This is a genomic window from Streptomyces sp. 184, from assembly GCF_045781775.1.
GTDB lineage: Bacteria > Actinomycetota > Actinomycetes > Streptomycetales > Streptomycetaceae > Streptomyces.
On the sequence record NZ_CP123230.1, the window covers coordinates 1,514,437 to 1,535,335 of the forward strand.

At 71.7% G+C, this 20,899-nt stretch carries 20 protein-coding genes; 13 read left to right on the plus strand and 7 right to left on the minus strand.

Going from position 1 to position 20,899, the window contains the following annotated elements:
* Nucleotides 1-46: 46 nt before the first annotated feature.
* On the plus strand, nucleotides 47-934 hold the full coding sequence (locus tag QBL21_RS06635; protein WP_407561049.1) for a hypothetical protein: 888 nt from the start codon (nucleotides 47-49) through the stop codon (nucleotides 932-934).
* Nucleotides 935-1,095: 161 nt separating this feature from the next.
* Here QBL21_RS06635 and sodN read toward each other — a convergent pair whose 3' ends face one another.
* Nucleotides 1,096-1,491 carry a superoxide dismutase, Ni gene (gene sodN, locus QBL21_RS06640; protein ID WP_407561050.1) on the minus strand — a complete coding sequence of 132 codons (396 nt, stop codon included), beginning with the start codon at nucleotides 1,489-1,491 and terminating at the stop codon, nucleotides 1,096-1,098.
* Nucleotides 1,492-1,639: 148 nt separating this feature from the next.
* Here sodN and sodX point away from each other — a divergent pair, with 148 nt between their 5' ends.
* A complete protein-coding gene (gene sodX / locus QBL21_RS06645; protein WP_407561051.1) occupies nucleotides 1,640-2,074 on the plus strand; it encodes a nickel-type superoxide dismutase maturation protease in 435 nt (144 codons plus the stop codon).
* On the opposite strand, the gene QBL21_RS06650 is transcribed toward sodX, so the two are convergent.
* Nucleotides 1,987-2,607, minus strand: a complete 621-nt coding sequence (locus tag QBL21_RS06650; RefSeq protein WP_407561052.1) for a CGNR zinc finger domain-containing protein — start codon at nucleotides 2,605-2,607, stop codon at nucleotides 1,987-1,989. The genes sodX and QBL21_RS06650 overlap by 88 nt on opposite strands.
* A gap of 99 nt (nucleotides 2,608-2,706) precedes the next feature.
* Between QBL21_RS06650 and QBL21_RS06655 the strand changes: the two genes are divergently transcribed.
* Nucleotides 2,707-3,504, plus strand: a complete 798-nt coding sequence (locus QBL21_RS06655; RefSeq protein WP_407561053.1) for a class I SAM-dependent methyltransferase — start codon at nucleotides 2,707-2,709, stop codon at nucleotides 3,502-3,504.
* Nucleotides 3,505-3,516: 12 nt separating this feature from the next.
* On the opposite strand, the gene QBL21_RS06660 is transcribed toward QBL21_RS06655, so the two are convergent.
* The gene (locus QBL21_RS06660) at nucleotides 3,517-4,098 is read right to left on the minus strand and encodes a TetR/AcrR family transcriptional regulator (RefSeq protein ID WP_407561054.1); all 582 of its coding nucleotides are present in this window, start codon (nucleotides 4,096-4,098) and stop codon (nucleotides 3,517-3,519) included.
* Between the two features lie 111 nt (nucleotides 4,099-4,209).
* Here QBL21_RS06660 and QBL21_RS06665 point away from each other — a divergent pair, with 111 nt between their 5' ends.
* The gene (locus tag QBL21_RS06665; protein WP_407561055.1) at nucleotides 4,210-5,238 is read left to right on the plus strand and encodes an aldo/keto reductase; all 1,029 of its coding nucleotides are present in this window, start codon (nucleotides 4,210-4,212) and stop codon (nucleotides 5,236-5,238) included.
* 164 nt (nucleotides 5,239-5,402) lie between these two features.
* Here the strand turns inward: QBL21_RS06665 and QBL21_RS06670 are convergent, their stop codons facing one another.
* Nucleotides 5,403-6,617, minus strand: a complete 1,215-nt coding sequence (locus QBL21_RS06670; RefSeq protein WP_407561056.1) for an NADP-dependent malic enzyme — start codon at nucleotides 6,615-6,617, stop codon at nucleotides 5,403-5,405.
* A 491-nt stretch (nucleotides 6,618-7,108) separates the two neighbouring features.
* Between QBL21_RS06670 and QBL21_RS06675 the strand changes: the two genes are divergently transcribed.
* The 4 genes from QBL21_RS06675 to QBL21_RS06690 all read left to right on the plus strand — a co-directional run bounded on the left by QBL21_RS06675 (nucleotide 7,109) and on the right by QBL21_RS06690 (nucleotide 10,964).
* The gene (locus QBL21_RS06675; protein WP_407561057.1) at nucleotides 7,109-8,035 is read left to right on the plus strand and encodes an ABC transporter substrate-binding protein; all 927 of its coding nucleotides are present in this window, start codon (nucleotides 7,109-7,111) and stop codon (nucleotides 8,033-8,035) included.
* A gap of 36 nt (nucleotides 8,036-8,071) precedes the next feature.
* Nucleotides 8,072-9,040, plus strand: coding sequence for an amino acid ABC transporter permease (locus QBL21_RS06680; RefSeq protein WP_407561058.1), 969 nt, complete (start codon nucleotides 8,072-8,074; stop codon nucleotides 9,038-9,040).
* A 17-nt stretch (nucleotides 9,041-9,057) separates the two neighbouring features.
* Nucleotides 9,058-9,810: an amino acid ABC transporter ATP-binding protein gene (locus QBL21_RS06685; RefSeq protein WP_407566331.1), complete on the plus strand. Its 753-nt coding sequence runs from the start codon at nucleotides 9,058-9,060 to the stop codon at nucleotides 9,808-9,810.
* Nucleotides 9,811-10,001: 191 nt separating this feature from the next.
* Nucleotides 10,002-10,964 carry a zinc-binding dehydrogenase gene (locus tag QBL21_RS06690; RefSeq protein ID WP_407561059.1) on the plus strand — a complete coding sequence of 321 codons (963 nt, stop codon included), beginning with the start codon at nucleotides 10,002-10,004 and terminating at the stop codon, nucleotides 10,962-10,964.
* Nucleotides 10,965-10,974: 10 nt separating this feature from the next.
* Here the strand turns inward: QBL21_RS06690 and QBL21_RS06695 are convergent, their stop codons facing one another.
* Nucleotides 10,975-12,138: a Gfo/Idh/MocA family protein gene (locus QBL21_RS06695; RefSeq protein ID WP_407561060.1), complete on the minus strand. Its 1,164-nt coding sequence runs from the start codon at nucleotides 12,136-12,138 to the stop codon at nucleotides 10,975-10,977.
* On the minus strand, nucleotides 12,135-12,908 hold the full coding sequence (locus QBL21_RS06700) for a ThuA domain-containing protein (RefSeq protein ID WP_407561061.1): 774 nt from the start codon (nucleotides 12,906-12,908) through the stop codon (nucleotides 12,135-12,137). The genes QBL21_RS06695 and QBL21_RS06700 overlap by 4 nt, the downstream gene beginning before the upstream one ends.
* A 221-nt stretch (nucleotides 12,909-13,129) precedes the next feature.
* On the opposite strand from QBL21_RS06700, the gene QBL21_RS06705 reads away from it, so the two are divergent.
* The 5 genes from QBL21_RS06705 to QBL21_RS06725 all read left to right on the plus strand — a co-directional run bounded on the left by QBL21_RS06705 (nucleotide 13,130) and on the right by QBL21_RS06725 (nucleotide 19,649).
* On the plus strand, nucleotides 13,130-14,161 hold the full coding sequence (locus tag QBL21_RS06705; protein ID WP_407561062.1) for a LacI family DNA-binding transcriptional regulator: 1,032 nt from the start codon (nucleotides 13,130-13,132) through the stop codon (nucleotides 14,159-14,161).
* A gap of 163 nt (nucleotides 14,162-14,324) precedes the next feature.
* A complete protein-coding gene (locus QBL21_RS06710; protein ID WP_407561063.1) occupies nucleotides 14,325-14,984 on the plus strand; it encodes a ThuA domain-containing protein in 660 nt (219 codons plus the stop codon).
* A 109-nt stretch (nucleotides 14,985-15,093) separates the two neighbouring features.
* Entirely contained in the window at nucleotides 15,094-18,768 is a 3,675-nt protein-coding gene (locus QBL21_RS06715; RefSeq protein ID WP_407561064.1) for a ThuA domain-containing protein, read from the plus strand.
* A 117-nt stretch (nucleotides 18,769-18,885) separates the two neighbouring features.
* Nucleotides 18,886-19,095: a DNA-directed RNA polymerase sigma-70 factor gene (locus tag QBL21_RS06720; RefSeq protein WP_018835100.1), complete on the plus strand. Its 210-nt coding sequence runs from the start codon at nucleotides 18,886-18,888 to the stop codon at nucleotides 19,093-19,095.
* Nucleotides 19,095-19,649, plus strand: coding sequence for a Clp protease N-terminal domain-containing protein (locus QBL21_RS06725; RefSeq protein WP_407561065.1), 555 nt, complete (start codon nucleotides 19,095-19,097; stop codon nucleotides 19,647-19,649). Before QBL21_RS06720 ends, QBL21_RS06725 begins: the two co-directional genes overlap by 1 nt.
* 144 nt (nucleotides 19,650-19,793) lie before the next feature.
* Here QBL21_RS06725 and QBL21_RS06730 read toward each other — a convergent pair whose 3' ends face one another.
* Nucleotides 19,794-20,744 (minus strand): SDR family NAD(P)-dependent oxidoreductase, encoded by a 951-nt coding sequence (locus QBL21_RS06730; RefSeq protein ID WP_407561066.1) that lies wholly within the window; start codon nucleotides 20,742-20,744, stop codon nucleotides 19,794-19,796.
* Nucleotides 20,745-20,899: the final 155 nt, after the last annotated feature.

Here is a 20,899-nt window from a genome sequence, read left to right on the forward strand (position 1 = left end):
GGGCGACGGCTCGGCCACCGCCGCTGCCAGGCGGTACATTGCGCACATGTCGATACCGCCGGGCCCGCCGCCGAATCCGTACCAGCAGAACAACCCCAACCCCTACGCTCAGCAGCCGCCACAGGGCTCGGTGCCGCAGCAGTACCCGTACGCGCAGCCGACGATGCCCGCCGGCGTCCCGATCACCGGCCAGCCCGCCGGCGGCCCCCCGCCCGGCCAGCCTCCGGGCCAGCCCGCGGGCCAGCCGGGGCAGCCCCCGGGCGCGCCGTCCTTCGGCACCCCGGAGAAGAAGGGTGTGCCGGCCTGGCTCTGGGGTCTCGGCGGCGCCGTGCTCGCCTCCGCGGTGTGGGCGGGCACGCTCTTCGCCACCGGCGGGTTCGACTCCTCCGACGAGCCGGAGGCGGTCCTCGGCTACCGCTTCGAGAAGGACCTGTGCGACTCGGACCTGGAGGCGTTCGACGAGCGCTACGACATTGCCGACACCGCCGGCGACGCCACCGGCTGGGGCTCGCAGCAGGAAGGGCTGGACCAGAGCTTCTGTAGCTGGAGCCTGACGGACCGCGAGGCGGACTCGTCCGACTACGCCAGCTCCTACCTCTCCGCCAGCGCCGTCTGGCACGAGGCGTCCGACCCGGGCGGCGAGTTCGCCGCGACGTACAAGGGCTTCGAGGACCGCTCGAACGAGGACTACAAGTACGTGACCGAGCCCGTCAGCGGCTTCGGCGACGAGGCGTTCCTCGTCCGGGAGGACAGCGACGGCGACAGCAGCAGCCGCTCGATGAGCCTGGCCGTACGCGACGGCTGGTTCACCTACGAGATGGACTGGAGCTACTACGGAGGCACCGACTCCGGCGATCCGCCGTCCTACGACGAGGTGGAGCAGATGCTCAAGGACGAGACGAAGACGGCGCTCGCCGATCTCCGGAAGAACTGACGGCAACGCGCGCCGCGTAGCAAGAACTTATCGACGCGCGGGCGTAGCAGGGAACTGTTACGGAAGCGGGGGGAATCCGCGGCCCGGACGCCGACGCGCCCGTACCGTCCGTGACGGTACGGGCGCGGTGTTCGCGGACAGTCCTCGCGGACGGTCGGGCCTCAGCCCTTCTTGGTCTCCCAGAAGATCTTGTCGACCTGGGCGATGTAGTCCAGTGCCTTCTGGCCCGTGGCCGGGTCGGTGGAACCCTTGGCGGCGCTGATGGCCTTGAGGGTCTCGTTGACGAGCTGGTGCAGCTCAGGGTACTTCTCGAAGTGCGGGGGCTTGAAGTAGTCGCTCCACAGCACCGAAACGTGGTGCTTGGCAAGCTCCGCGCGCTGCTCCTTGATGGTGGTGGCCCGCGCCTGGAAGTGCGGGTCGTCGTTGCCCTGCATCTTCTCCTGGATGGCCTTGACCGATTCGGCCTCGATGCGAGCCTGGGCCGGGTCGTAGACGCCGCAGGGGAGATCGCAGTGGGCACTGACCGTCACCTTGGGGGCGAACAGGCGAGAAATCATGGAAAGCAGCCGTCCTTCCTCGTGATCGTCTTCCAGATGGGACATTACTCCGTGGGGAACGAAAATTCGCGAGTGCCCCGGAGGGCTTAGGTCAAAAGTCCAGTGGAAGGCTGGGCCTTGTGGACGACAGGCCGGAGGTGCATGCCCGATGCAGGGCCAGGTGAACGAGCGCGGGCACGACGCCGGGCGCCGAGGGCTCCAGCGCCTCGGCCTCGCGGTGGTCGACGGTCCGTCGATGGTGCCCACGCTGCGTCCGGGGGATCAGCTCCTCGTGCAGTACGAGTCGGCGGTGCGGCCCGGTGACGTGGCCGTGCTGCGCCACCCGTTCCAGCAGGATCTGCTGATCGTGAAACGGGTGGTGGAGCGCCGCGACGGCGGCTGGTGGGTGCTCGGCGACAACCGGTTCGTGGAGAACGACAGCCGGGAGTTCGGCGCCGTACCGGACGAACTGGTGGTCGCCCGCGCCCTGCTGCGGCTGCGGCCCCCGCGGGGGCTTCAGCGCTCGGTGCGGTCGGTGCCCGCGGTGGTCTCGTGGGCCGCGTCGGCGGTACGGCCGCTGGCCTGGCGCTTCCGGGCGCGGTAGGCCGCGACGTTGGCGCGGGTCGCGCAGCGGTCCGAGCAGTAGCGGCGGGAGCGGTTGGTCGAGGTGTCGAGGAAGACGTTGCGGCACGGCGACGCCGCGCACAGGCCGAGGCGGTCGACGCCGTAGTCGGTGAGGTGGACGGCCAGCCCCATGCACGCGGCGGCGGCGAAGCCTGCCCCGGAGCTGGCCGACTGCTCGGCGATGTGCAGGTGCCACTTGGGGCGCCCGTCTTCGTCGCGGAAGTCGTGCCCGCTGATCCGCGGGCTGACGGGGAAGTCGATGAGCAGCGCGTTCAGCATGTCCACGGCGCGCACCTCGTCGCCCTCGTCGGCCGCCTCGAAGATCACCCGCAGCCGCCCGCGTACCTGGCGCAGCCGGCTGACGTCGGCGTCGGTGGCCCGCCGGGTGAAGTTTCCGCTGTCCCGGAAGAGCTGCTTGGCCGCGTCCAGCGAGGTCAGCGAGTCGGTGCCGCGCTCCGGTTCCTCGGTGTTGACGAGGCGCACCGCCATATCTGAGTAATAGGCCAGTTCCACTTGCAGTCCTTACGGGCTCGGCTTATGCTGACGCGGCGGGGTTCGTAATGGACGACCCTGCATAGAGGGTATTACGCAGCGGAGGCAGGGGAGGCAGCAATGGCCGCAGAGACCGGGGCCGCGACGCCCGTGGGCGCCGACTGGCAGGCGTGGCAGGCGAGCTGGGACCGCCAGCAGGAGTGGTACATGCCGGATCGCGAGGACCGCTTCCGGGTGATGCTCGACGCGGTCGAGGCCCTGGTGGGGCCCGAGCCGCGGGTGCTCGACCTGGCCTGCGGCACGGGCAGCATCAGCGCCCGGCTGCTGCGCCGGTTCCCCGGCGCGCGCACCACCGGCGCCGACCTCGACCCCGCGCTGCTCACCATCGCGCGCGGCACCTTCGCGGACGACCCGCGCGCGGACTTCGTCACCGTCGACCTGGCCAAGCCCGACTGGACGGCGCGGCTGCCGCACGGTTCGTACGACGCGGTGCTCACCTCCACCGCGCTGCACTGGCTCTTCTCCGACCAGCTCGCCACGCTCTACGGGCAGATCGCCGGCGTCGTCCGCGAGGGCGGGATCTTCGTCAACGCCGACCACATGCCCGACCCGGCCACGCCGGGCATCGACGAGGCGGTGCGCAACTGGAGCAAGGTCCGCCAGGACCGCGAGCGGGCCGAAGGGGTGCTGGACTGGGCGGACTGGTGGCGCGCGGTCGCCGCGGACCCGGTGCTCGGCGGCCCCGCGGCCGAGCGCTTCGCGATCTTCGGCGACCCGAACGACCCCAACGAGGGCCACGCCGACGGCGACGTCCAGCCGCCCGCCTGGCACGCGGAGACGCTGCGCGCCGCGGGCTTCGCCGAGGCCCGTACGGTCTGGGCCTCCGCGCGCGACGCGGCGGTGCTGGCGCTGCGCTGAGCGGACGCGCCGTCAGGCGCGGTAGCGGAGGCCGTCGACGAGCAGAGCGATCATGCGTTGGGTGTACTCCGGGTCGTCGGGGTCGATGATGCCGCTGAGCGCCTGGAGCAGGTCGTACGGCGCCACGTCGGAGCGGACGTCGCCGGCCTCGGCGGCGGCGTCCAGCAGTTGTGCCAGGGCGGGGACGAAGCGCTCCTGGAAGTACCCGGGCAGGCTCTCGTACGCGCAGTCGCCGGAGTGCAGGGCGGCCTTCAGTCCCCGCTTGGCCGCGACGAACCGCGTGAAGCGGTGCAGCCACCGCGTCAGCGCCTCCACCGGCTCGTACTGCGCGGCCAGGACGGGGGCCGCGGCGGCGCAGGCGTCGACCTCGTTGCGGAAGACGGCCGTGATGAGGTCCGAGCGCTGCGGGAAGTGCCGGTAGAGCGTCCCCGCCCCCACCCCGGCCTTCGCCGTGATGTGGCGTACGGGCGCGTCCACGCCCTCCGTCTCGAAGACCTCGGCCGCCGCGGTCAGCAGCGCGTCGAGGCTGCGCCGGACGTCGGGCCGCATGCGGCGGCCGGCGGCCGGCTCCTCCGCGGTGCTGCGATCGGACATGCGCGGACCCCTTGCAAAAGTGGAACGTTGTTCCGTATTCTCGGAACTGAACGGCGTTCCGTTTTCAGTCTAGCGGGGCGTCCGACCCGCAGTCCACGCAGGAGGAGAGCCATGCAGTACCGCACGCTGGGCCGGACCGGCATCAAGGTCAGCCCCTACTGCCTGGGCGCGATGATGTTCGGCGCACAGGGCAACCCCGACCACGACGAATCCGTCCGCATCATCCACAAGGCGCTGGACGCGGGCGTCAACTTCGTCGACACCGCCGACTTCTACTCCCACGGCGAGTCCGAGGAGATCGTCGCCAAGGCCCTCAGGGGCCGCCGCGACGACGTCGTGCTCGCCACCAAGGCGCACCTGCCCATGGGCGACGACCCCAACCGGCAGGGCAACTCCCGGCGCTGGCTGGTCCGCGCGCTGGAGGACTCCCTGCGCCGGCTCGGGACCGACCACGTCGACCTGTTCCAGATCCACCGGCCCGCGCCGGACACCGACATCGAGGAGACCCTCTCCGCGCTCACCGACCTGGTGCGCGCCGGCAAGGTGCGGGCGATCGGCACCTCCGCCTTCCCCGCCTCCGACCTGGTCGAGGCGCAGTGGGTCGCCGAGCGGCGCGGCCTGGCGCGGTTCCGTACCGAGCAGCCGAACTACTCGCTCCTCGACCGCGGCATCGAGCGCGAGGTGCTGCCCGTCTGCGAGCGCTACGGGATGGGCGCGCTGGTGTGGAGCCCGCTGGCCGGCGGCATGCTCACCGGCCGCTACCGCAAGGGCCAGGAGCCGACCACCTTCCGCGGCGGCTACGGCTTCAAGTACCTCGGCGACGAGCGCCGGCTCGACGCCGTCGAGGAACTGATTCCGCTCGCGGAGAAGGCGGGGATGTCGCTGACGCACATGGCGCTGGCCTTCGTGATCTCCCACCCGGGTGTCACGTCCGCGATCATCGGGCCGCGCACCATGGAGCAGCTCGACGACCTGCTCGCCGGTGCCGGGACGGTGCTCGGCGACGACGTGCTGGACGAGATCGACGCCGTCGTGCCGCCGGGCACGGAGGTCGGCCGGCTGGACATGGCGTACGACCCGCCCGCGATCCTGCGACCGGGGCTGCGGCGCCGGGTGCCGGAGGAGCGCGTGGCGGCCTGAGGGGTACGGAGCCGGGGGCGCCCGGCGTACGGCCGCCCCGCACCGGCGTCCGTGCGACGTGCGGCGGGGCCGTCCGGCACACGCGCCGGACGGCCCCGCACGGGGTTCTCGCGGTCCGTACGGCGCCGCCCGCGGGGCGCGCACCGTACGGACCGCTGCGGCGGCTACCGCCGCGCCACGCCCTCCGCGCGCGCCGCCGCGGCGACCGCGCGCGTGATGGCCGGCGCCACCCGCTCGTCGAACGGCGACGGAATCACGCAGTCCGGGCTCAGCTCGCCCGCGACCACGTCCGCCAGCGCCTCCGCCGCCGCGAGCTTCATGCCCTCGGTGATCCGCGAGGCGCGCACCTGGAGTGCCCCGGCGAAGATGCCGGGGAACGCCAGCACGTTGTTGATCTGGTTCGGGTAGTCGCTGCGGCCCGTGGCCACGACCGCCGCGTACTTGTGCGCCACGTCCGGGTGGATCTCCGGGTTCGGGTTGGCCATGGCGAAGATGAACGCGCCCTCGGCCATCGTCGCCACCGCCCGCTCCGGCACCGTGCCGCCGGAGACGCCGATGAAGACGTCGGCGCCCGCGAGCGCCGACTCCAGCGATCCCGTACGCCCGTCGAGGTTGGTCAGCTCCGCCAGCTCGCGCTTGGCGTCGGTCAGGTCCTCGCGGTCCGCGGAGACGATGCCCTTGCGGTCGGCGACCACCACGTCCCCGATGCCGGCCTCCACCAGGATCTTCGCGATCGCCGCGCCGGCCGCGCCGGCCCCGGAGATCACCGCGCGCAGCGAGCCGAGCGCCCGGCCGTTGAGCTTCGCGGCGTTGCGCAGCGCGGCGAGCGTGACGACGGCGGTGCCGTGCTGGTCGTCGTGGAAGATCGGGATGTCCAGGCGCTCCTGTAGCTTGCGCTCGATCTCGAAGCAGCGGGGGGCGGAGATGTCCTCCAGGTTCACCCCGCCGAAGGAGGGGGCGAGGCGCACCACCGTCTCGACGATCTCGTCGACCCCGCGGCAGTCCAGCGCGACGGGGACCGCGTCCACGCCGCCGAACTGCTTGAAGAGGATGGCCTTGCCCTCCATCACCGGAAGGGACGCCTCGGGCCCGATGTCGCCGAGGCCGAGGACCGCGCTGCCGTCCGTGACGACGGCGACGACCTGGGACTTCCAGGTGTAGTCGTGAACCAGCTCGGGCTGCTCGGCGATTGCGGTGCACACCTTGGCGACGCCCGGTGTGTAGGCCAGCGACAGGTCGTCCCTGTCGTTGACCGGCACGGTCGCCTGGACGGCCATCTTCCCGCCGCGGTGGAGGGCGAAGGCCGGGTCGAAGTAGTCGTCGTCTGGGCTGTCGGACGTTTCCGTCCCGCTCGGAGGGTTGACGATCTCCGCTGCCACGTTGTTGACCCCTTAGTCACAGTCAAAGAAAGAGGGACCACCCCTCTCGGTCGAGGGGTGGGCGGGCACGTGTCCGGCCGCCTGGCCGCGGAGTGAGCGCCATGGCCACGGTGAGGCCCGGACACCGGGCGCGCCGCACTCGCGCCCTGGGCCCCGGATTTGGGGTGTAAGTGTCCGTTCTACAGGAAGCCGAGCGCCCCGTGCGAGCCACTTTGCGAGAGTGGGTGGAGTCCGTTCGCATAGCCATGCGGGGCTTCGCATATTGCGAAAAGTCGCGAATCGCTCGTTATTGGCGTTATGTAGCAACGTGAGCTACGTCTCACTACCGAACCTGTTATCGGATTTTGACCCGGCAGCCTTCCTGAGCCGTGGCTTCCGGATGCAAAGATGCCGTCGTCGGCAATCGTCGACATCCGCCCCAGGCGCACCAACTGTCGCGCCCGAGGCCGTGGACTTCTGACCCCCGTTCACCCTTGCAGGAGGATCCCGCAATGAGCCCTCGCAGCACCCGGCGCACCGGAGCAGCCAAGTCACGACTGGTGGCCATCGGGGCACTCGCCGCCGCGGGGGCACTCGTGCTCTCGTCCTGCGGCGACCAGACCGACGACGGGGGCGACGGTGGCGACGGCGGTGAGAAGACCGAGGGCTCGGCGAACGCGGCGCCCGGCGCGCTGCCGAAGGGCATCGAGGACGCCGGCGTGATCAAGGTCGGCTCGGACATCGCGTACGCCCCGATGGAGTTCGACCAGGGCGGCAAGCCCGTCGGCGTGGACATCGACATCGCCAACGCGCTCGGCGAGGAGCTGGGCGTCGAGTTCCAGTTCCAGAACAACGTCTTCGACAACCTGATCCCGTCGCTCGACTCCGGCCGCTTCGACATCATCATGTCGTCGATGACCGACAACAAGGAGCGCCAGGCCGAGGTCGACTTCGTCGACTACTTCTCCGCCGGCGTCTCCATCCTGGTCCAGAAGGGCAACCCCGAGGGCATCTCGACGCTCGACGACCTGTGCGGCAAGACCGTCGCCTTCCAGCGGGGCACGGTCAGCGCGGACATCGCCAAGGCGCAGAACGAGAAGTGCGACAAGCCGATCAAGACGCTGCCCTTCACCAAGGACACCGAGGCGCTCCAGCAGGTCAAGCAGGGCCGGGCCGTCGCGGACCTGAACGACTTCCCGGTCGCCGCGTACAACGCCCGCGAGTCGGGCGGCGGCGAGGACTTCGAGGTCGTCGGCGAGCAGATCGACGCCGCTCCGTACGGCATCGCGGTCTCCAAGGACAACCCGGAGCTGCGGGACGCGCTCGCCAAGGCGCTCGACGCCATCATCGAGAACGGCGAGTACCAGAAGGTCCTGGAGAAGTGGAACGTCACCAAGGGCGGCGTCGACAAGGCCACCGTCAACGGAGGCAACGAGTAACCACCGCCCGCAGCCGTTCCAGAGAGAAGTCCTCCCGTGACCGACCCGAACTCACCGGGCCCGGCCGACAAGCAACCGGCCGGGCCCGGGCCCTCGAAGACCGGCGCCGCCACCGCGGTGCCGCCCGAGGCGATCAAGGCGATCCCCGTGCGCCACCCCCTGCGCTGGGTGAGCGCCGCCGTCGTCCTCGCGCTCCTCGGGCTGCTCGTCTACGCCTTCGCCAACGCCAAGATCGAGTGGGGCGACGTCCCCGAGTACCTGTTCTCCGACCGGGTCGTCGAGGCCGCCGGGAACACCCTGCTGATCACCGTGCTCGCCATGCTGCTCGGCGTGGTCCTCGGCATCGTGCTCGCGATCATGCGGCTCTCGGACAACCCGGTGACCTCGGCGTTCGCCAACCTCTACATCTGGTTCTTCCGCGGCACCCCGGTGCTGCTGCAACTGCTGCTCTGGTACAACCTCGGCCTCGTCTTCCAGACCCTCAACCTGGGTCCGCTGTACAAGAACGAGATGACCGACGTCATGACCCCGTTCGTGGCGGCGCTCCTCGGCCTCGGGCTCAACGAGGCCGCGTACATGGCCGAGATCGTCCGCGCCGGCATCCAGTCGGTCGACGAGGGCCAGACGGAGGCGTCGCACGCGCTCGGCATGAGCCGGCAGAAGACGATGCGGCGCATCGTGCTGCCCCAGGCGATGCGGGTGATCGTGCCGCCGACGGGGAACGAGTTCATCAACATGCTCAAGACCTCGTCGCTGGCGATGGTCATCCAGTACACCGAGCTGACCTTCGTGGCGAACGAGATCTCCGCGACCAACCTGAACCCGATGGAGATGTACATCGTCGTCGCCATCTGGTATCTGGCGATGACCAGCGTGTTCAGCGTGGTCCAGTACTACATCGAGCGGCACTACGCCAAGGGCTCCGTACGCCAGTTGCCGCTGACACCGATGCAGAAGCTCCGGCGGAACATCTTCTCCGGGCCGCGGATGAAGGGAACGAGGTGAGCGACTCCATGACGCCAATGGTCAGGGCCGAGGGCGTACACAAGTCCTTCGGGCTCACCCACGTGCTCAAGGGCATCGACCTGGAGGTCGCGCCGCGCGAGGTCTTCTGCCTCGTCGGCCCCTCGGGCTCCGGCAAGTCGACCTTCCTGCGGTGCATCAACCACCTGGAGAAGGTCAACGCCGGCCGGCTGTACGTCGACGGCCGCCTCGTCGGCTACCGGCAGCAGGGCAACAAGCTCTACGAGCTGAAGGACAAGGAGGTCGCCGCGCAGCGCAAGGACATCGGCATGGTGTTCCAGCGGTTCAACCTCTTCCCGCACATGACCGCCCTGGAGAACGTCATGGAGGCGCCGGTCCAGGTCAAGCGGGAGTCCAAGGCGACGGCGCGCGAGCGCGCGCTGCGGCTGCTGGACCGCGTGGGCCTGGCGGACAAGGCGGGCGGCTACCCGACGCAGCTCTCCGGCGGCCAGCAGCAGCGCGTCGCCATCGCGCGGGCGCTGGCGATGGAGCCGAAGCTGATGCTCTTCGACGAGCCCACCTCGGCGCTCGACCCGGAGCTGGTCGGCGAGGTGCTGGACGTGATGCGGGACCTCGCCCAGTCGGGCATGACGATGATCGTCGTCACGCACGAGATGGGGTTCGCGCGGGAGGTCGGTGACGCGCTGGTGTTCATGGACGACGGCGCGGTGGTGGAGTCGGGGCACCCGCGCGAGGTGCTGACGAACCCGCAGCACCAGCGGACGAAGGCGTTCCTGTCCAAGGTGCTGTGACGCTGCGCCGAGCCCGGCGGGTCCGGCGGGGAGCCCGCGCAGTGGTACCGGGACGGCGCCGTGGGTCGGTTCTCCGGCCGGGCCCTCCCGCAGCTCCGGTACCGCCGGGCCCCCGGGGGCCCGGGTGAGAAAGCTCGCTTGGCGGGGCGGGGGCTGGTACGGCCCCCGCCCCGGGGCGTAACTTCATGGTCATGTTCGCCGCCTACGCCGCCCGCATCGACCGTGACGAGCCGCTGAACGGCCTGGAGTTGGGGGAGCGGCCCGCGCCGCAGGCCCCGCCCGGATGGGCCGTCGTCGACGTCAGAGCCGCCTCCCTCAACCACCACGACCTCTGGTCGCTGCGCGGCGTCGGACTCGGCGAGGACGCCCTGCCGATGATCCTCGGCTGCGACGCGGCCGGCGTCGACGCCGACGGCAACGAGGTGGTCCTCCACTCCGTCATCGGCCAGACCGGCCACGGCGTGGGCCCGAACGAACCGCGCTCCCTGCTGACCGAGCGGTACCAGGGCACGTTCGCCGAGCAGGTCGCCGTACCGGCCTGGAACGTCCTGCCGAAGCCGAAGGAGCTGAGCTTCGAGGAGGCCGCGTGCCTGCCGACGGCCTGGCTCACGGCGTACCGCATGCTCTTCACCAACGCCGGCGTACGCCCCGGCGACTCCGTCCTGGTCCAGGGCGCGGGCGGCGGCGTCGCCACGGCGGCGATCGTGCTGGGCGCCGCGGCGGGCCTGCGGATGTTCGCCACGAGCCGCGACGAGGCGAAGCGCAGGCGCGCCGAGGACCTCGGCGCCGAGGCCGCGGTGGAGCCGGGCACGCGCCTGCCGCACCGGATGGACGCGGTCCTGGAGACGGTCGGCGCGGCGACCTGGTCGCACTCGGTGAAGTCCCTGCGCCCCGGCGGCACGCTGGTCATCTCCGGTACGACCAGCGGGCCGAACCCGGCGGCGGGGGAGCTTCAGCGGATCTTCTTCCTGGAGCTGAAGGTCGTCGGCTCGACGATGGGCAGCAAGGAGGAGCTGGCGGGGCTGCTCAACTTCTGCGCGGCGAAGGGCGTACGGCCGGTGGTCGACACCGTGCTGCCGCTGGACCGGGCGCGGGAGGGCTTCGCGAAGATGGCGGCGGGCGACCTGTTCGGCAAGGTGGTCCTGACGCCCTGAGAAGGCGGTGTCAGTCCGGCCCCGCTGCCCGGCCGAAGCGGCCGGGGGCGGGCCGGGAGCGCAGGACCCGGCGTTCCGCGGGGTCCGCGGACGCGAGGGCTTCCGCCAGGGCGGTGCCGAGGAGGTCGTCGATACGGACCCGCAGGCCGGTCTCCGCGGACTCGACGGCGGCGGTGACCATGGCGAGGCTCATGACGTTGTCGTGCACCTCACCCATCGGCGCCTCGCCCGTACGCAGTGCGCGTACGAACTCGGCCAGGGCGCCGGCGACGCCCTTCGCCGGCGCGGCCCCCGGGTCCGCCGGCGGCGGGACGGGCCCGGCTGCGGCTGCGGCTTCGGCTCCGGCGGTGGCCTCGACGGTGGCCGGGTTCTCGCCGTCCCAGCGGAGCGAGCCGTGTTCGGCGCTGAGCCGCCAGGCGCCGTTCCAGGAGGTCGTCAGGCCCGGGCTGCACCAGCTTCCGGTGAAGACGTAGCGGCTGCCGCCGGTCATCTCGAAGACGGCGGTGGTGGCGGCGGCTCCGGCGTACCAGCTCCAGGGCGGGTTGTACTCCTCGCAGTGGACCGACACGGGTTCGGCGTCCAGGAGCCAGCGGGCGGTGTCGAACGGGTGGATCGCCATGTCGAGCAGCAGCGGGTGCTCCATGGCGTCGCGGAACCCGCCGAAGCGGGGGGCCTTGAAGAACTCGGTGGTGAGGATGCCCGGCCGGCCCAGTCCGGCGGCCAGGTCCCGGAGTGCGAAGAGGTGCGGGTGGTAGCGGCGGGACTGGCTGACCATGAACAGCCGGTCCGCCGCCTCGGCCGCGGCGGCCAGCCGCAGGGCCTCGGCGAGCGTGGCGGCGAGCGGTTTCTCGCCGAGCACCGGCAGCCCGAGCCGCAGCGCCTCCAGGGTGACGGGCAGGTGGGCCTCGGGAACGGTGACGTCGATGACCGCGTCCGGCCGGGCCGCGGGCACCAGCGCCGTCAGGCCCGGCCCGGTGGGCACGTCGCCGGCGCCCGTCTCCGCCAGCGCCCTGACGGCCGCCGCCGGTTCGATGTCGACGACCCCGGCCAGGGTGACGTCCGGCGACGCGGCGATGGTGCGCAGCCAGAGCCGCGCCATCCCGCCGGCCCCCACGACGACGACGCGCAGCGGCGCGCCGTCGTCGGGAACGGTGCCGAAGGACCGGCCCGTCACGGCCGCTCGCCGTCGCTGCCCCCGGCCCACCAGCCGGTGTCGCTGTGCACCAGCCGGGGTGCGGTGCCGTTGCCGTCCGGGGCGGCCCAGCGAACGGCGTTGGCGATGACCCGGCGTACGTCCGGGTGGTGGTAGACGGGGTAGTCCTGGTCACCGGGGCTGAAGTAGAAGATCTTGCCGTGCCCGCGCCGGAAGGTGCAGCCGCTGCGGAAGACCTCGCCGCCGCTGAACGAGCTGATGAAGACCAGCTCGTCGGGGGCGGGGATGTCGAAGAACTCCCCGTACATTTCCTGCTGCTCGATGACCAGCGGGTGCGGCACACCGGCGGCGATGGGGTGGGTGGGGTCGACCGTCCAGAGGAGTTCGCGGTCGCCCTCGTTGCGCCAGCGCAGGGTGCAGGTGGTGCCCATGAGCCTGGTGAAGACCTTCGACCAGTGCGCGGAGTGCAGCGCGATCAGGCCCATGCCGGCGAGCACCCGCCGGTGGACGCGCTTGACGACCTCGTCGGAGACCTCGCGGTGGGCCAGGTGCCCCCACCACGTCAGCACGTCGGTCTCCGCGAGCACCTCCTCGGTCAGCCCGTGCTCGGGCTCCGCCAGCGTCGCCGTGCGCAGCCGGGCCGTCGCGCCCAGGTGTTCCGCGATCCCCTCGGCGATGGCACCGTGCATGCCCCGCGGGTACCGCTCGGCGATCTCGGGTTCGCGCTCCTCGTGGAGGCCCTCGCCCCAGACCGTGACGCGCAGGACAGCCGGTGGCTTCGGCGACGACATGGCATCTCCCTCGTGCCTACGTGAACTCCCGGAAAAACTTTCGAAGCGGCGTTACGGAAGCTAGGTGCCGCGCCGCGCACCGTCAAGATCCTCGACAGCAGACCGACCATGGTGGGAGCGCGGGTAGTCGAGTATGGTGCAAGCGAAGGGGCTGGCCAGGGGAACGTGCCGCGCTGACTACGGCGGGTTCCGATAATTTTCGGTAGGGCAGAGAGCGGATCGTGACCCGTACCAGGACGCCGCGACCCACACTCGCGCAGATCGCCGAGACGGCCGGTGTGTCGATCTCCACCGTCTCCAAGGTCCTCAACGGCCGGGACGACGTCTCGCAGGACACCCGCGCCAAGGTCGACTCCGCCCTGCGCGAGCACCGCTACCGCCGCCGCGGCGCGTCGCTGCACGAGCCCGGCGTGCGCTCCGTCGACCTCGTGATGAACGGCCTCGACGGGTCCTGGCCGGCGAGCGTCGCGAGCGGTCTGGAGGCGGCGGCGTACGAGGCCGGGGTGCACGTGGTGATCTCCGTGGCCCGGCGCGGCGCCTCCGCGAACAACCACGGCGCGCAGGACTGGGTGGACCGCGTGCTGGAGCGCGACAGCGCGGGCGTGGTGCTCGGCCTGATCGAGCCGGCCCCCGACCAGCTCGCCCGGCTGCGGCAGGCGCAGGTCCCCATCGTGGTCATCGACCCGCTGAGCGACCCGCCGCCCGACGTGATCTCCGTGGGCACGACCAACTGGGCCGGCGCCTACGAGGCCACCACCCACCTGCTCGACCGCGGTCACCGGCGGATCGCGCTGGTCACCGGCCCGCCGCACCACCTCTACGCCCGCGCCCGCACCGCCGGCTACCGCTCCGCCATGGCGGCGGCCGGCGTCGAGGTGCCGCCCGAGCTGGTCCGGCACGGGTCGTACGACCGCGCGAGCGGCGTGGAGCAGGTGCGCGCGCTCTTCGACGCGCCCGAGCCGCCGACGGCGCTGTTCATCTGCTCCGACCACATGGCCATCGGCGGGTACGAGGCCCTGGCCGGGTCGGGGCTGCGCGTGCCCGAGGACGTCAGCATCGTCGGCTTCGACGACCTGCCCGAGGCGCGCTGGGTCGCCCCGGCGCTGACGACGGTGCGCCAGCCGCTCAAGGACATGGGCGGCAGCGCGCTGCGCACGCTGCTGCGGCTGATGAACGGCGACGAACTGGAGAGCCCGCGCGTCGAGCTGGCGACGACCCTGGTCGTACGCGACAGCACCGCAGCCCGCCACTGACCGGAGCGCACCGCTCCGCCGCCGCCCCGCACCGGGTTCCGGTTTTTCTTTCGTATCGCCCGTGCGCGAAGCCTTGACGGCTGCCCGAGCGCGTTCCTATCGTCCCTGCCGAACGACAAGAATTGCGAAACTTTTTTAGGGGACAGGAAGGAGCGACGGCACCATGACTTCCGGACGGCGGCGGGCTCTGGTGGTGCGCGGCGGGTGGGAGGGCAACCATCCCGTCCAGACGACGAACCTGTTCCTCGCGTTTCTCCGCGAGAACGGGTTCGAGGTCCTCGTCGAGGACTCGCTGGAGGTCTACGAGGACGAGGACCTGCTGCTTAAGACGGACCTCGTCCTCCAGTGCTGGACCCGGGGCGACATCACCGCCGGCGAGAGCGCCGGGCTGCTCGCGGCGGTCCGGGCCGGAACCGGCTTCGCGGGCTGGCACCGGGGAGTGGTCGACGCCTTCCGGGAGGACCCGGGCTACCAGTTGATGACGGGCGGGACGTTCGTCGGGCACCCGCCGGGCGGCGGGCCGCTGCGCGTCGACCTGTGCGCCGAGCACGCCGACCATCCGGTCCTCGCCGGGCTCGGCGACTTCACGGTGGACACCGAGGCGTGCTGGGCGCTGACCGACCCCCTCGACGACGTGCTGGCCACCGTCACGGTCGACCCCGACGACACGCGGCAGCGGGCGGTGACCATCCCCGCGGTGTGGACCAGGACGTGGGGCAAGGGCCGCCTCTTCGTCTCCACCGTCGGCCGCACCCCCGCCGACTTCGCCAACCCCCACGTGCGCACCCTCACCCGGCAGGGGCTTCTCTGGGCCAGCCGCTGACCGTGCCTGACCGCCCCTGACCGTGCCCGACCGCCGCTGACCGCCCTGACCGCCCTCGACCGCACCGTACTCGACACGCAGATCCCCCAATTCTCGTAGGAGAGATCACGTGCACAAGAGAAGGTTCCACAGATTCCTCAGCCTGCTGGCCGCCGGCCTGCTCACCGGCCCGGCCGTCCTGCTGAGCACCGCGGCCTCCGGGGCGGCGGCGCACGAACCGGAGGCCCCGGCCGCCGAGTTCCAGCAGGTGCCGCTGGCCAAGGGCGACGCGGAGACCGGGGAGCCGATGTCCCTGGCGATGCTCCCGGACAACTCGGTCCTGCACACCTCGCGCGACGGCACGGTGCGGCTGACCACCGCCGCCGGCGACACCAGCGTCGCGGGCAAGCTCACCGTCTACAGCCACGACGAGGAGGGCCTCCAGGGCATCGGCGTCGACCCCGCGTTCGAGGAGAACGGCTTCGTCTACCTCTACTACGCGCCCCCGCTCGACACCCCCGCGGGCGACGCGCCGGAGACGGGCACCGCCGCCGACTTCGCGCCGTTCGACGGGGTCAACCGGCTCTCCCGGTTCGTGCTGAAGGACGACGGCACGCTCGACATGGGCAGCGAGGAGAAGGTCCTGGACGTGCCGGCCTCGCGCGGCGTGTGCTGCCACGTGGGCGGTGACATCGACTTCGACGGCGACGGGAACCTCTACCTCTCCACGGGCGACGACACCAACCCGTTCCAGTCCGACGGCTACACCCCGATCGACGAGCGCGCCGACCGCAACCCGGCCTTCGACGCCCAGCGTTCCTCGTCGAACACCAACGACCTGCGCGGAAAGATCCTGCGGATCAAGGTCAAGGCCGACGGTTCGTACGACATACCCGCGGGCAACCTCTTCGCGCCGGGGACGGAGAAGACCAGGCCCGAGATCTACGCGATGGGCTTCCGCAACCCCTTCCGGTTCACCGTGGACAAGCCCACCGGCACCGTCTACGTCGGCGACTACGGCCCCGACGCCGGCTCGGCGAACCCCGACCGCGGCCCGGGCGGCCAGGTCGAGTTCGCCCGGATCACCGAGGCCGGGAACTTCGGCTGGCCGTACTGCACCGGCGACAACGACGCCTACAAGGAGTACGACTTCGGCTCCGGCACCTCCGGCGCCGCCTACGACTGCGCGGCCCCCGTCAACAACTCCCCGCACAACACCGGCCTGACCGAGCTGCCCCCGGCGCAGGCCGCGTGGATCCCCTACGACGGCGGCTCCGTCCCCGAGTTCGGCAGCGGCTCGGAGTCCCCGATGGGCGGCCCCGTCTACCGCGAGGCGGAGACGGACCCCGACTCGGCCGTGAAGTTCCCCGCCGACTACGAGGGCGACTTCTTCGCCGGCGAGCTGGGCCGCAAGTGGATCAAGCGGATCGAGCAGGGCGACGACGGCACCGTGCAGACGATCAACGACTTCCCCTGGACCGGCACCCAGGTGATGGACATGGACTTCGGCTCCGACGGTGCGCTGTACGTCCTGGACTACGGCACCTCCTCCGACACCCGCGCCCTGTACCGGATCGAGAACGTCACCGGCGGCCGGTCCCCGATCGCCGCGGCGTCGGCCGACAAGACCTCCGGACAGGCGCCGCTGGCCGTGAAGTTCTCCTCCGAGGGCACCACCGACCCCGACAGCACGGACCTGACGTACGCCTGGGACTTCGGTGACGGCGCCACCTCCGAAGAGCCCGGCCCCTCGCACACGTACGCCGAGAACGGCACCTACGACGTCACCCTCACCGTCACCGACCCCGAAGGGCTCAGCGGCAGCGCCAACGTGCAGGTCGTCGTGGGCAACACCGCGCCCACGGTGAAGCTGGACCTGCCGGTCGACGGCAAGCTGTTCTCCTTCGGCGACAGCGTCCCCTTCGAGGTCACCGTCACCGACCCCGAGGACGGCGACATCGACTGCGCGAAGGTGAAGGTCACCTACGGTCTCGGGCACGACCAGCACACCCACCCCATCACCTCGGCCAACGGCTGCACGGGCACCATCAACTCGCCTGCGGACGGTGAGCACGACCCCAACGCCAACCTCTTCGGCAACTTCACCGCCGAGTACACGGACGGCGGCAGCGGCGGCCAGGCGCCCCTGACCGGCAAGGACACCAACCTGGCCCAGCCCAAGCACCGGCAGGCCGAGCACTACACCGACTCGCAGGGCGTCAAGCTCTACGACAAGGCTCCCGCGCACGGCGGCAAGACCGTCGGCGACATCCACAACGGCGACTGGATCGCCTTCGAGCCGTACGCCCTGTCGGACGCCACCAAGCTCACCGCCCGGATCTCCTCCGCCGGTGCCGGCGGCACCCTGGAGGTCCGCGCCGGAGCGCCGGACGGCGCCCTCCTCGGCTCCGCCGAGGTCCCGGTGACCGGCGGCTGGGAGACCTTCCAGGACGTGACGGCGGACCTGTCGGATCTTCCGGCGGGCACCACCAAGCTCTACCTGGTCTTCACCGGCACCTCCGGCCCGTTCCTCTTCGACGTGGACGACTTCACGTTCACGACCGGCGGCGTGGTCGAGGAGGACGAGAACGTCCTCGTCTTCTCCAAGACCGCGGGCTTCCGGCACGACTCCATCCCCGAGGGCATCACCGCCATCAAGGAGCTGGGGGCCGAGAACGGCTTCGCCGTCGACGCCACCGAGGACGGCGGCGCGTTCACCGCGGAGAAGCTGGAGAAGTACGAGGCCGTCGTCTTCCTCTCCACCACCGGTGACGTCCTCGACGCCGGCCAGCAGCAGGCGTTCGAGGACTACGTCGCCGCCGGCGGCGGCTACGTCGGCGTCCACTCCGCGGCCGACAGCGAGTACGACTGGGAGTTCTACGGCGGCCTGGTCGGCGCCTACTTCGACGGCCACCCCGCCATCCAGGAGGCCACGGTCAAGGTCGAGGACCACGACCACCCCGCCACCGAGCACCTGGACGAGGAGTGGGTGCGTACCGACGAGTGGTACAACTACCGCACCAACCCGCGTGCCACCGCCCACGTCCTGGCCAGCCTGGACGAGTCCACCTACACCGGCGGCACCATGGACGGGGACCACCCCATCGCCTGGTGCCAGAGCTACGAGGGCGGCCGGGCCTTCTACACCGGCGGCGGGCACACCAAGGAGTCGTACGGCGACGCCGCCTTCCGCACCCACCTGCTCGGCGGCATCCGGTACGCCACCGGCGCGGTCGAGGGCGACTGCAAGGACCCGAAGCCCGCGTACACCCCGATCTTCGACGGCACCTCCACCGAGGGCTGGAAGCAGACCGGCCCCGGCTCCTTCCGCCTGGAGGACGGCACGCTGGTCTCCGAGGGCGGCATGGGCCTGTTCTGGTACGAGGCCGAGGAGTACTCCTCGTACTCGCTGAAGCTCGACTGGAAGATGGCCGGGGACGACAACTCCGGCGTCTTCGTCGGCTTCCCGCCGCCCGCCGACCCGGGGGCGGCCATCAACACCGGCCACGAGGTGCAGATCGACGCCACCGACTCCGCGGACAGGACCACCGGCGCGATCTACGGCTTCCAGGCCCCGGACACCGCCGCGCGGGACAAGGCGCTCAATCCGCCGGGGGAGTGGAACACCTATGAGATCCGGGTCGAGGGGGAGCGCCTTCAGGTCTTCCTCAACGGCGTGAAGATCAACGACTTCACCAACACCGACCCCGCCCGCAGCCTGGCGGACGGACACGTCGGCATCCAGAACCACGGTGGGGAGGACGAGGTGGCGTTCCGCGACATCCAGGTGCAGGAACTGCCGTGAGCGCCGTGGGCGGAGGGCTGCCGCGCCCTCCGCCCACGGGCCCGCCCCGCCGGGCCCGACGGGCGCCTGACGTCAACCGTGATTGACAGCCTCCCGATGTCAACGTAGGTTGACGGCATGAGCGATGCAACCGAGCTTGCCGAGCGGGCCGGGGGCGCCGATCCCCGGGAAGGGCTCCGGGCCGTTGCCGCACTGCGGCGGCTGCTGGAGCAACTGGAGGCCGTGCAGGTGCGGAGCGCGCGCAACCAGGGCTGGTCGTGGCAGGAGGTGGCGGCCGAGCTGGGGGTCAGCCGGCAGGCGGTACACAAGAAGCACGGGAGGCGCTGATGTTCGAACGATTCACGAAGGCGGCCAAGGACCTCGTCCGCGGCGCGGCCGACCGCGCGGAACGATCCGACGAGCCCTACGTCACCACCGAGCACCTGCTCCGCCAGCTTCTCGCCACCTCCGGCACCGCCGGAGCCGTCGCGCTCGCCGCGGCCGGCGTCGACAGCGAGGAGCGGCGCGCCGGCGTCGAACGGGGGCTGGACGAGGCGCGGCGGCGGGGCGGGCTGACCAGGTCGGACGCCGACGCCCTCGCCGGGATCGGCATCGACGTCGAGGCGGTCGTCGGCCGCGTCGAGTCCGCGCACGGGCCGGGTGCCCTCGCCCCGCGGCGGCCGTGGCGGCGCGGCCGTACCCGGTTCGACGCCGACGCCAAGGCCGTGCTGGAACGCTCCCTCAGGGCGGCCATCGGCCGCGGGGACAGGGCCATCGGCGACGAGCACATCCTGCTCGCCCTCGCCGCCTCCCCCGGCATCCCGGCCGAGGTCCTGGCCGACCACGGCGCGACGTACACCGCCATCGAGGCCGCCCTGCCCGCCGTGCAGCGGGCGGGGTGAGCACCGCCGGGGCGTGCCGGGCCGAACCGACCCCGCACGGCACGCCCCGGTCGTGCACCGGGCCCGGCCCGCCCGACCGGTACGTATCCGGGGCGGCCGGTGACGTCGGCCGGTGGCGGGGCCGGCCTCACCGCCCGGCCGCGGTCACATGCCCGCCAACTGGCCGCCGTCGACCACCACCGTCGTCCCCGTCTGGAACGCCAGGTCCCCGGACGCCAGCGCCAGCGCCGCCGACGCCATCTCCTCCGGCCGCGCCATCCTCTTGAAGGCGTCGATCCCCTGGCGGCCGAACTCCGCCTTGCGCGCCGCCCACTGCTCGTCGGTGTCGCCCGGCGGCCGGTGCACGTCCAGCATCGGCGTGTCCGTCATCCCCGGCGCCAGCGCCACCACGCGGATGCCGTGCGTGCCGTTCTCGACCGCCGCCGCCTGCACCAGGCCCGTGACGCTGTTCTTGCTCGCCGTGTACGAGCCGAGGCCCGGCCGGGTCGCGTACTGGTTGGACGAGCCGGTGACGAGGATGACGCCGCCCCCGCGCGCCCGCAGGTGCGGGATCTCGTACTTCATCGCCAGGAAGATGCCGCGGGTGTTGGTGAGCGTCACGTCGTCGAAGTCCGCCACCGACACCTCGTGCAGGTCGGTGAACGGCTTCTGGATCCCCGCGTTGTTGAGCGCGATGTCGAGACCGCCGTACTTCTGCGCCACCGCGTCGACAAACCCCCGCACCTCCTCCGGTCGCCGCACGTCCGCCCGGATGTACGTCGCCTCCCCGCCCGCCTTGCGGATCTGCCGCTCGACGTCCTGCCCCAGGTTCCGGCGCCGGCCGCAGAACCCGACCCGCGCGCCCTCCGCCGCGAACGCGATCGCCGCGGCCCGCCCGATGCCGGACGTGGCGCCGGTGACGAGCACGGTCTTCCCCGCGTACCTGCCGCCCCTCCCGCCCCCGCCGCCGGGGCGCCGGTCGCGCTCCTGCGCCGACGCCGTCCGGGCGCCGGCCGCCAGGCCCGCACCCGCCGCGGCCATCGCCGCCGCCCCGCCCAGCACGCGCCGCCGTCCCACCGATCCGCCGTTTCCGTCCTGCATCTGGCCGTCCTGCATCTGATGTCCCTCCTCGACCTGCGTACGGCTCCACCCTCCGGCCCGTACACCGGGCGCCGCATCCGCCGCCCGGAGGCGCCGCGCACCGACCAACGGCGGTGGCGGGCCGCCGCGACCCCCGACTTTCGTCGAATGTGCGTGTCAGCGGCGGTGCT

Excerpts from the sequence above, each read along its gene's own strand:
- QBL21_RS06635 (WP_407561049.1), top strand. The coding sequence starts at position 47 with ATGTCGATACCGCCGGGCCCGCCGCCGAATCCGTACCAGCAGAACAAC.
- sodN (WP_407561050.1), bottom strand. The coding sequence starts at position 1,491 with ATGATTTCTCGCCTGTTCGCCCCCAAGGTGACGGTCAGTGCCCACTGC.
- sodX (WP_407561051.1), top strand. The coding sequence starts at position 1,640 with ATGCAGGGCCAGGTGAACGAGCGCGGGCACGACGCCGGGCGCCGAGGG.
- QBL21_RS06655 (WP_407561053.1), top strand. The coding sequence starts at position 2,707 with ATGGCCGCAGAGACCGGGGCCGCGACGCCCGTGGGCGCCGACTGGCAG.
- QBL21_RS06660 (WP_407561054.1), bottom strand. The coding sequence starts at position 4,098 with ATGTCCGATCGCAGCACCGCGGAGGAGCCGGCCGCCGGCCGCCGCATG.
- QBL21_RS06665 (WP_407561055.1), top strand. The coding sequence starts at position 4,210 with ATGCAGTACCGCACGCTGGGCCGGACCGGCATCAAGGTCAGCCCCTAC.
- QBL21_RS06675 (WP_407561057.1), top strand. The coding sequence starts at position 7,109 with ATGAGCCCTCGCAGCACCCGGCGCACCGGAGCAGCCAAGTCACGACTG.
- QBL21_RS06685 (WP_407566331.1), top strand. The coding sequence starts at position 9,058 with ATGGTCAGGGCCGAGGGCGTACACAAGTCCTTCGGGCTCACCCACGTG.
- QBL21_RS06690 (WP_407561059.1), top strand. The coding sequence starts at position 10,002 with ATGTTCGCCGCCTACGCCGCCCGCATCGACCGTGACGAGCCGCTGAAC.
- QBL21_RS06700 (WP_407561061.1), bottom strand. The coding sequence starts at position 12,908 with ATGTCGTCGCCGAAGCCACCGGCTGTCCTGCGCGTCACGGTCTGGGGC.
- QBL21_RS06710 (WP_407561063.1), top strand. The coding sequence starts at position 14,325 with ATGACTTCCGGACGGCGGCGGGCTCTGGTGGTGCGCGGCGGGTGGGAG.
- QBL21_RS06720 (WP_018835100.1), top strand. The coding sequence starts at position 18,886 with ATGAGCGATGCAACCGAGCTTGCCGAGCGGGCCGGGGGCGCCGATCCC.
- QBL21_RS06725 (WP_407561065.1), top strand. The coding sequence starts at position 19,095 with ATGTTCGAACGATTCACGAAGGCGGCCAAGGACCTCGTCCGCGGCGCG.
- QBL21_RS06730 (WP_407561066.1), bottom strand. The coding sequence starts at position 20,744 with ATGCAGGACGGCCAGATGCAGGACGGAAACGGCGGATCGGTGGGACGG.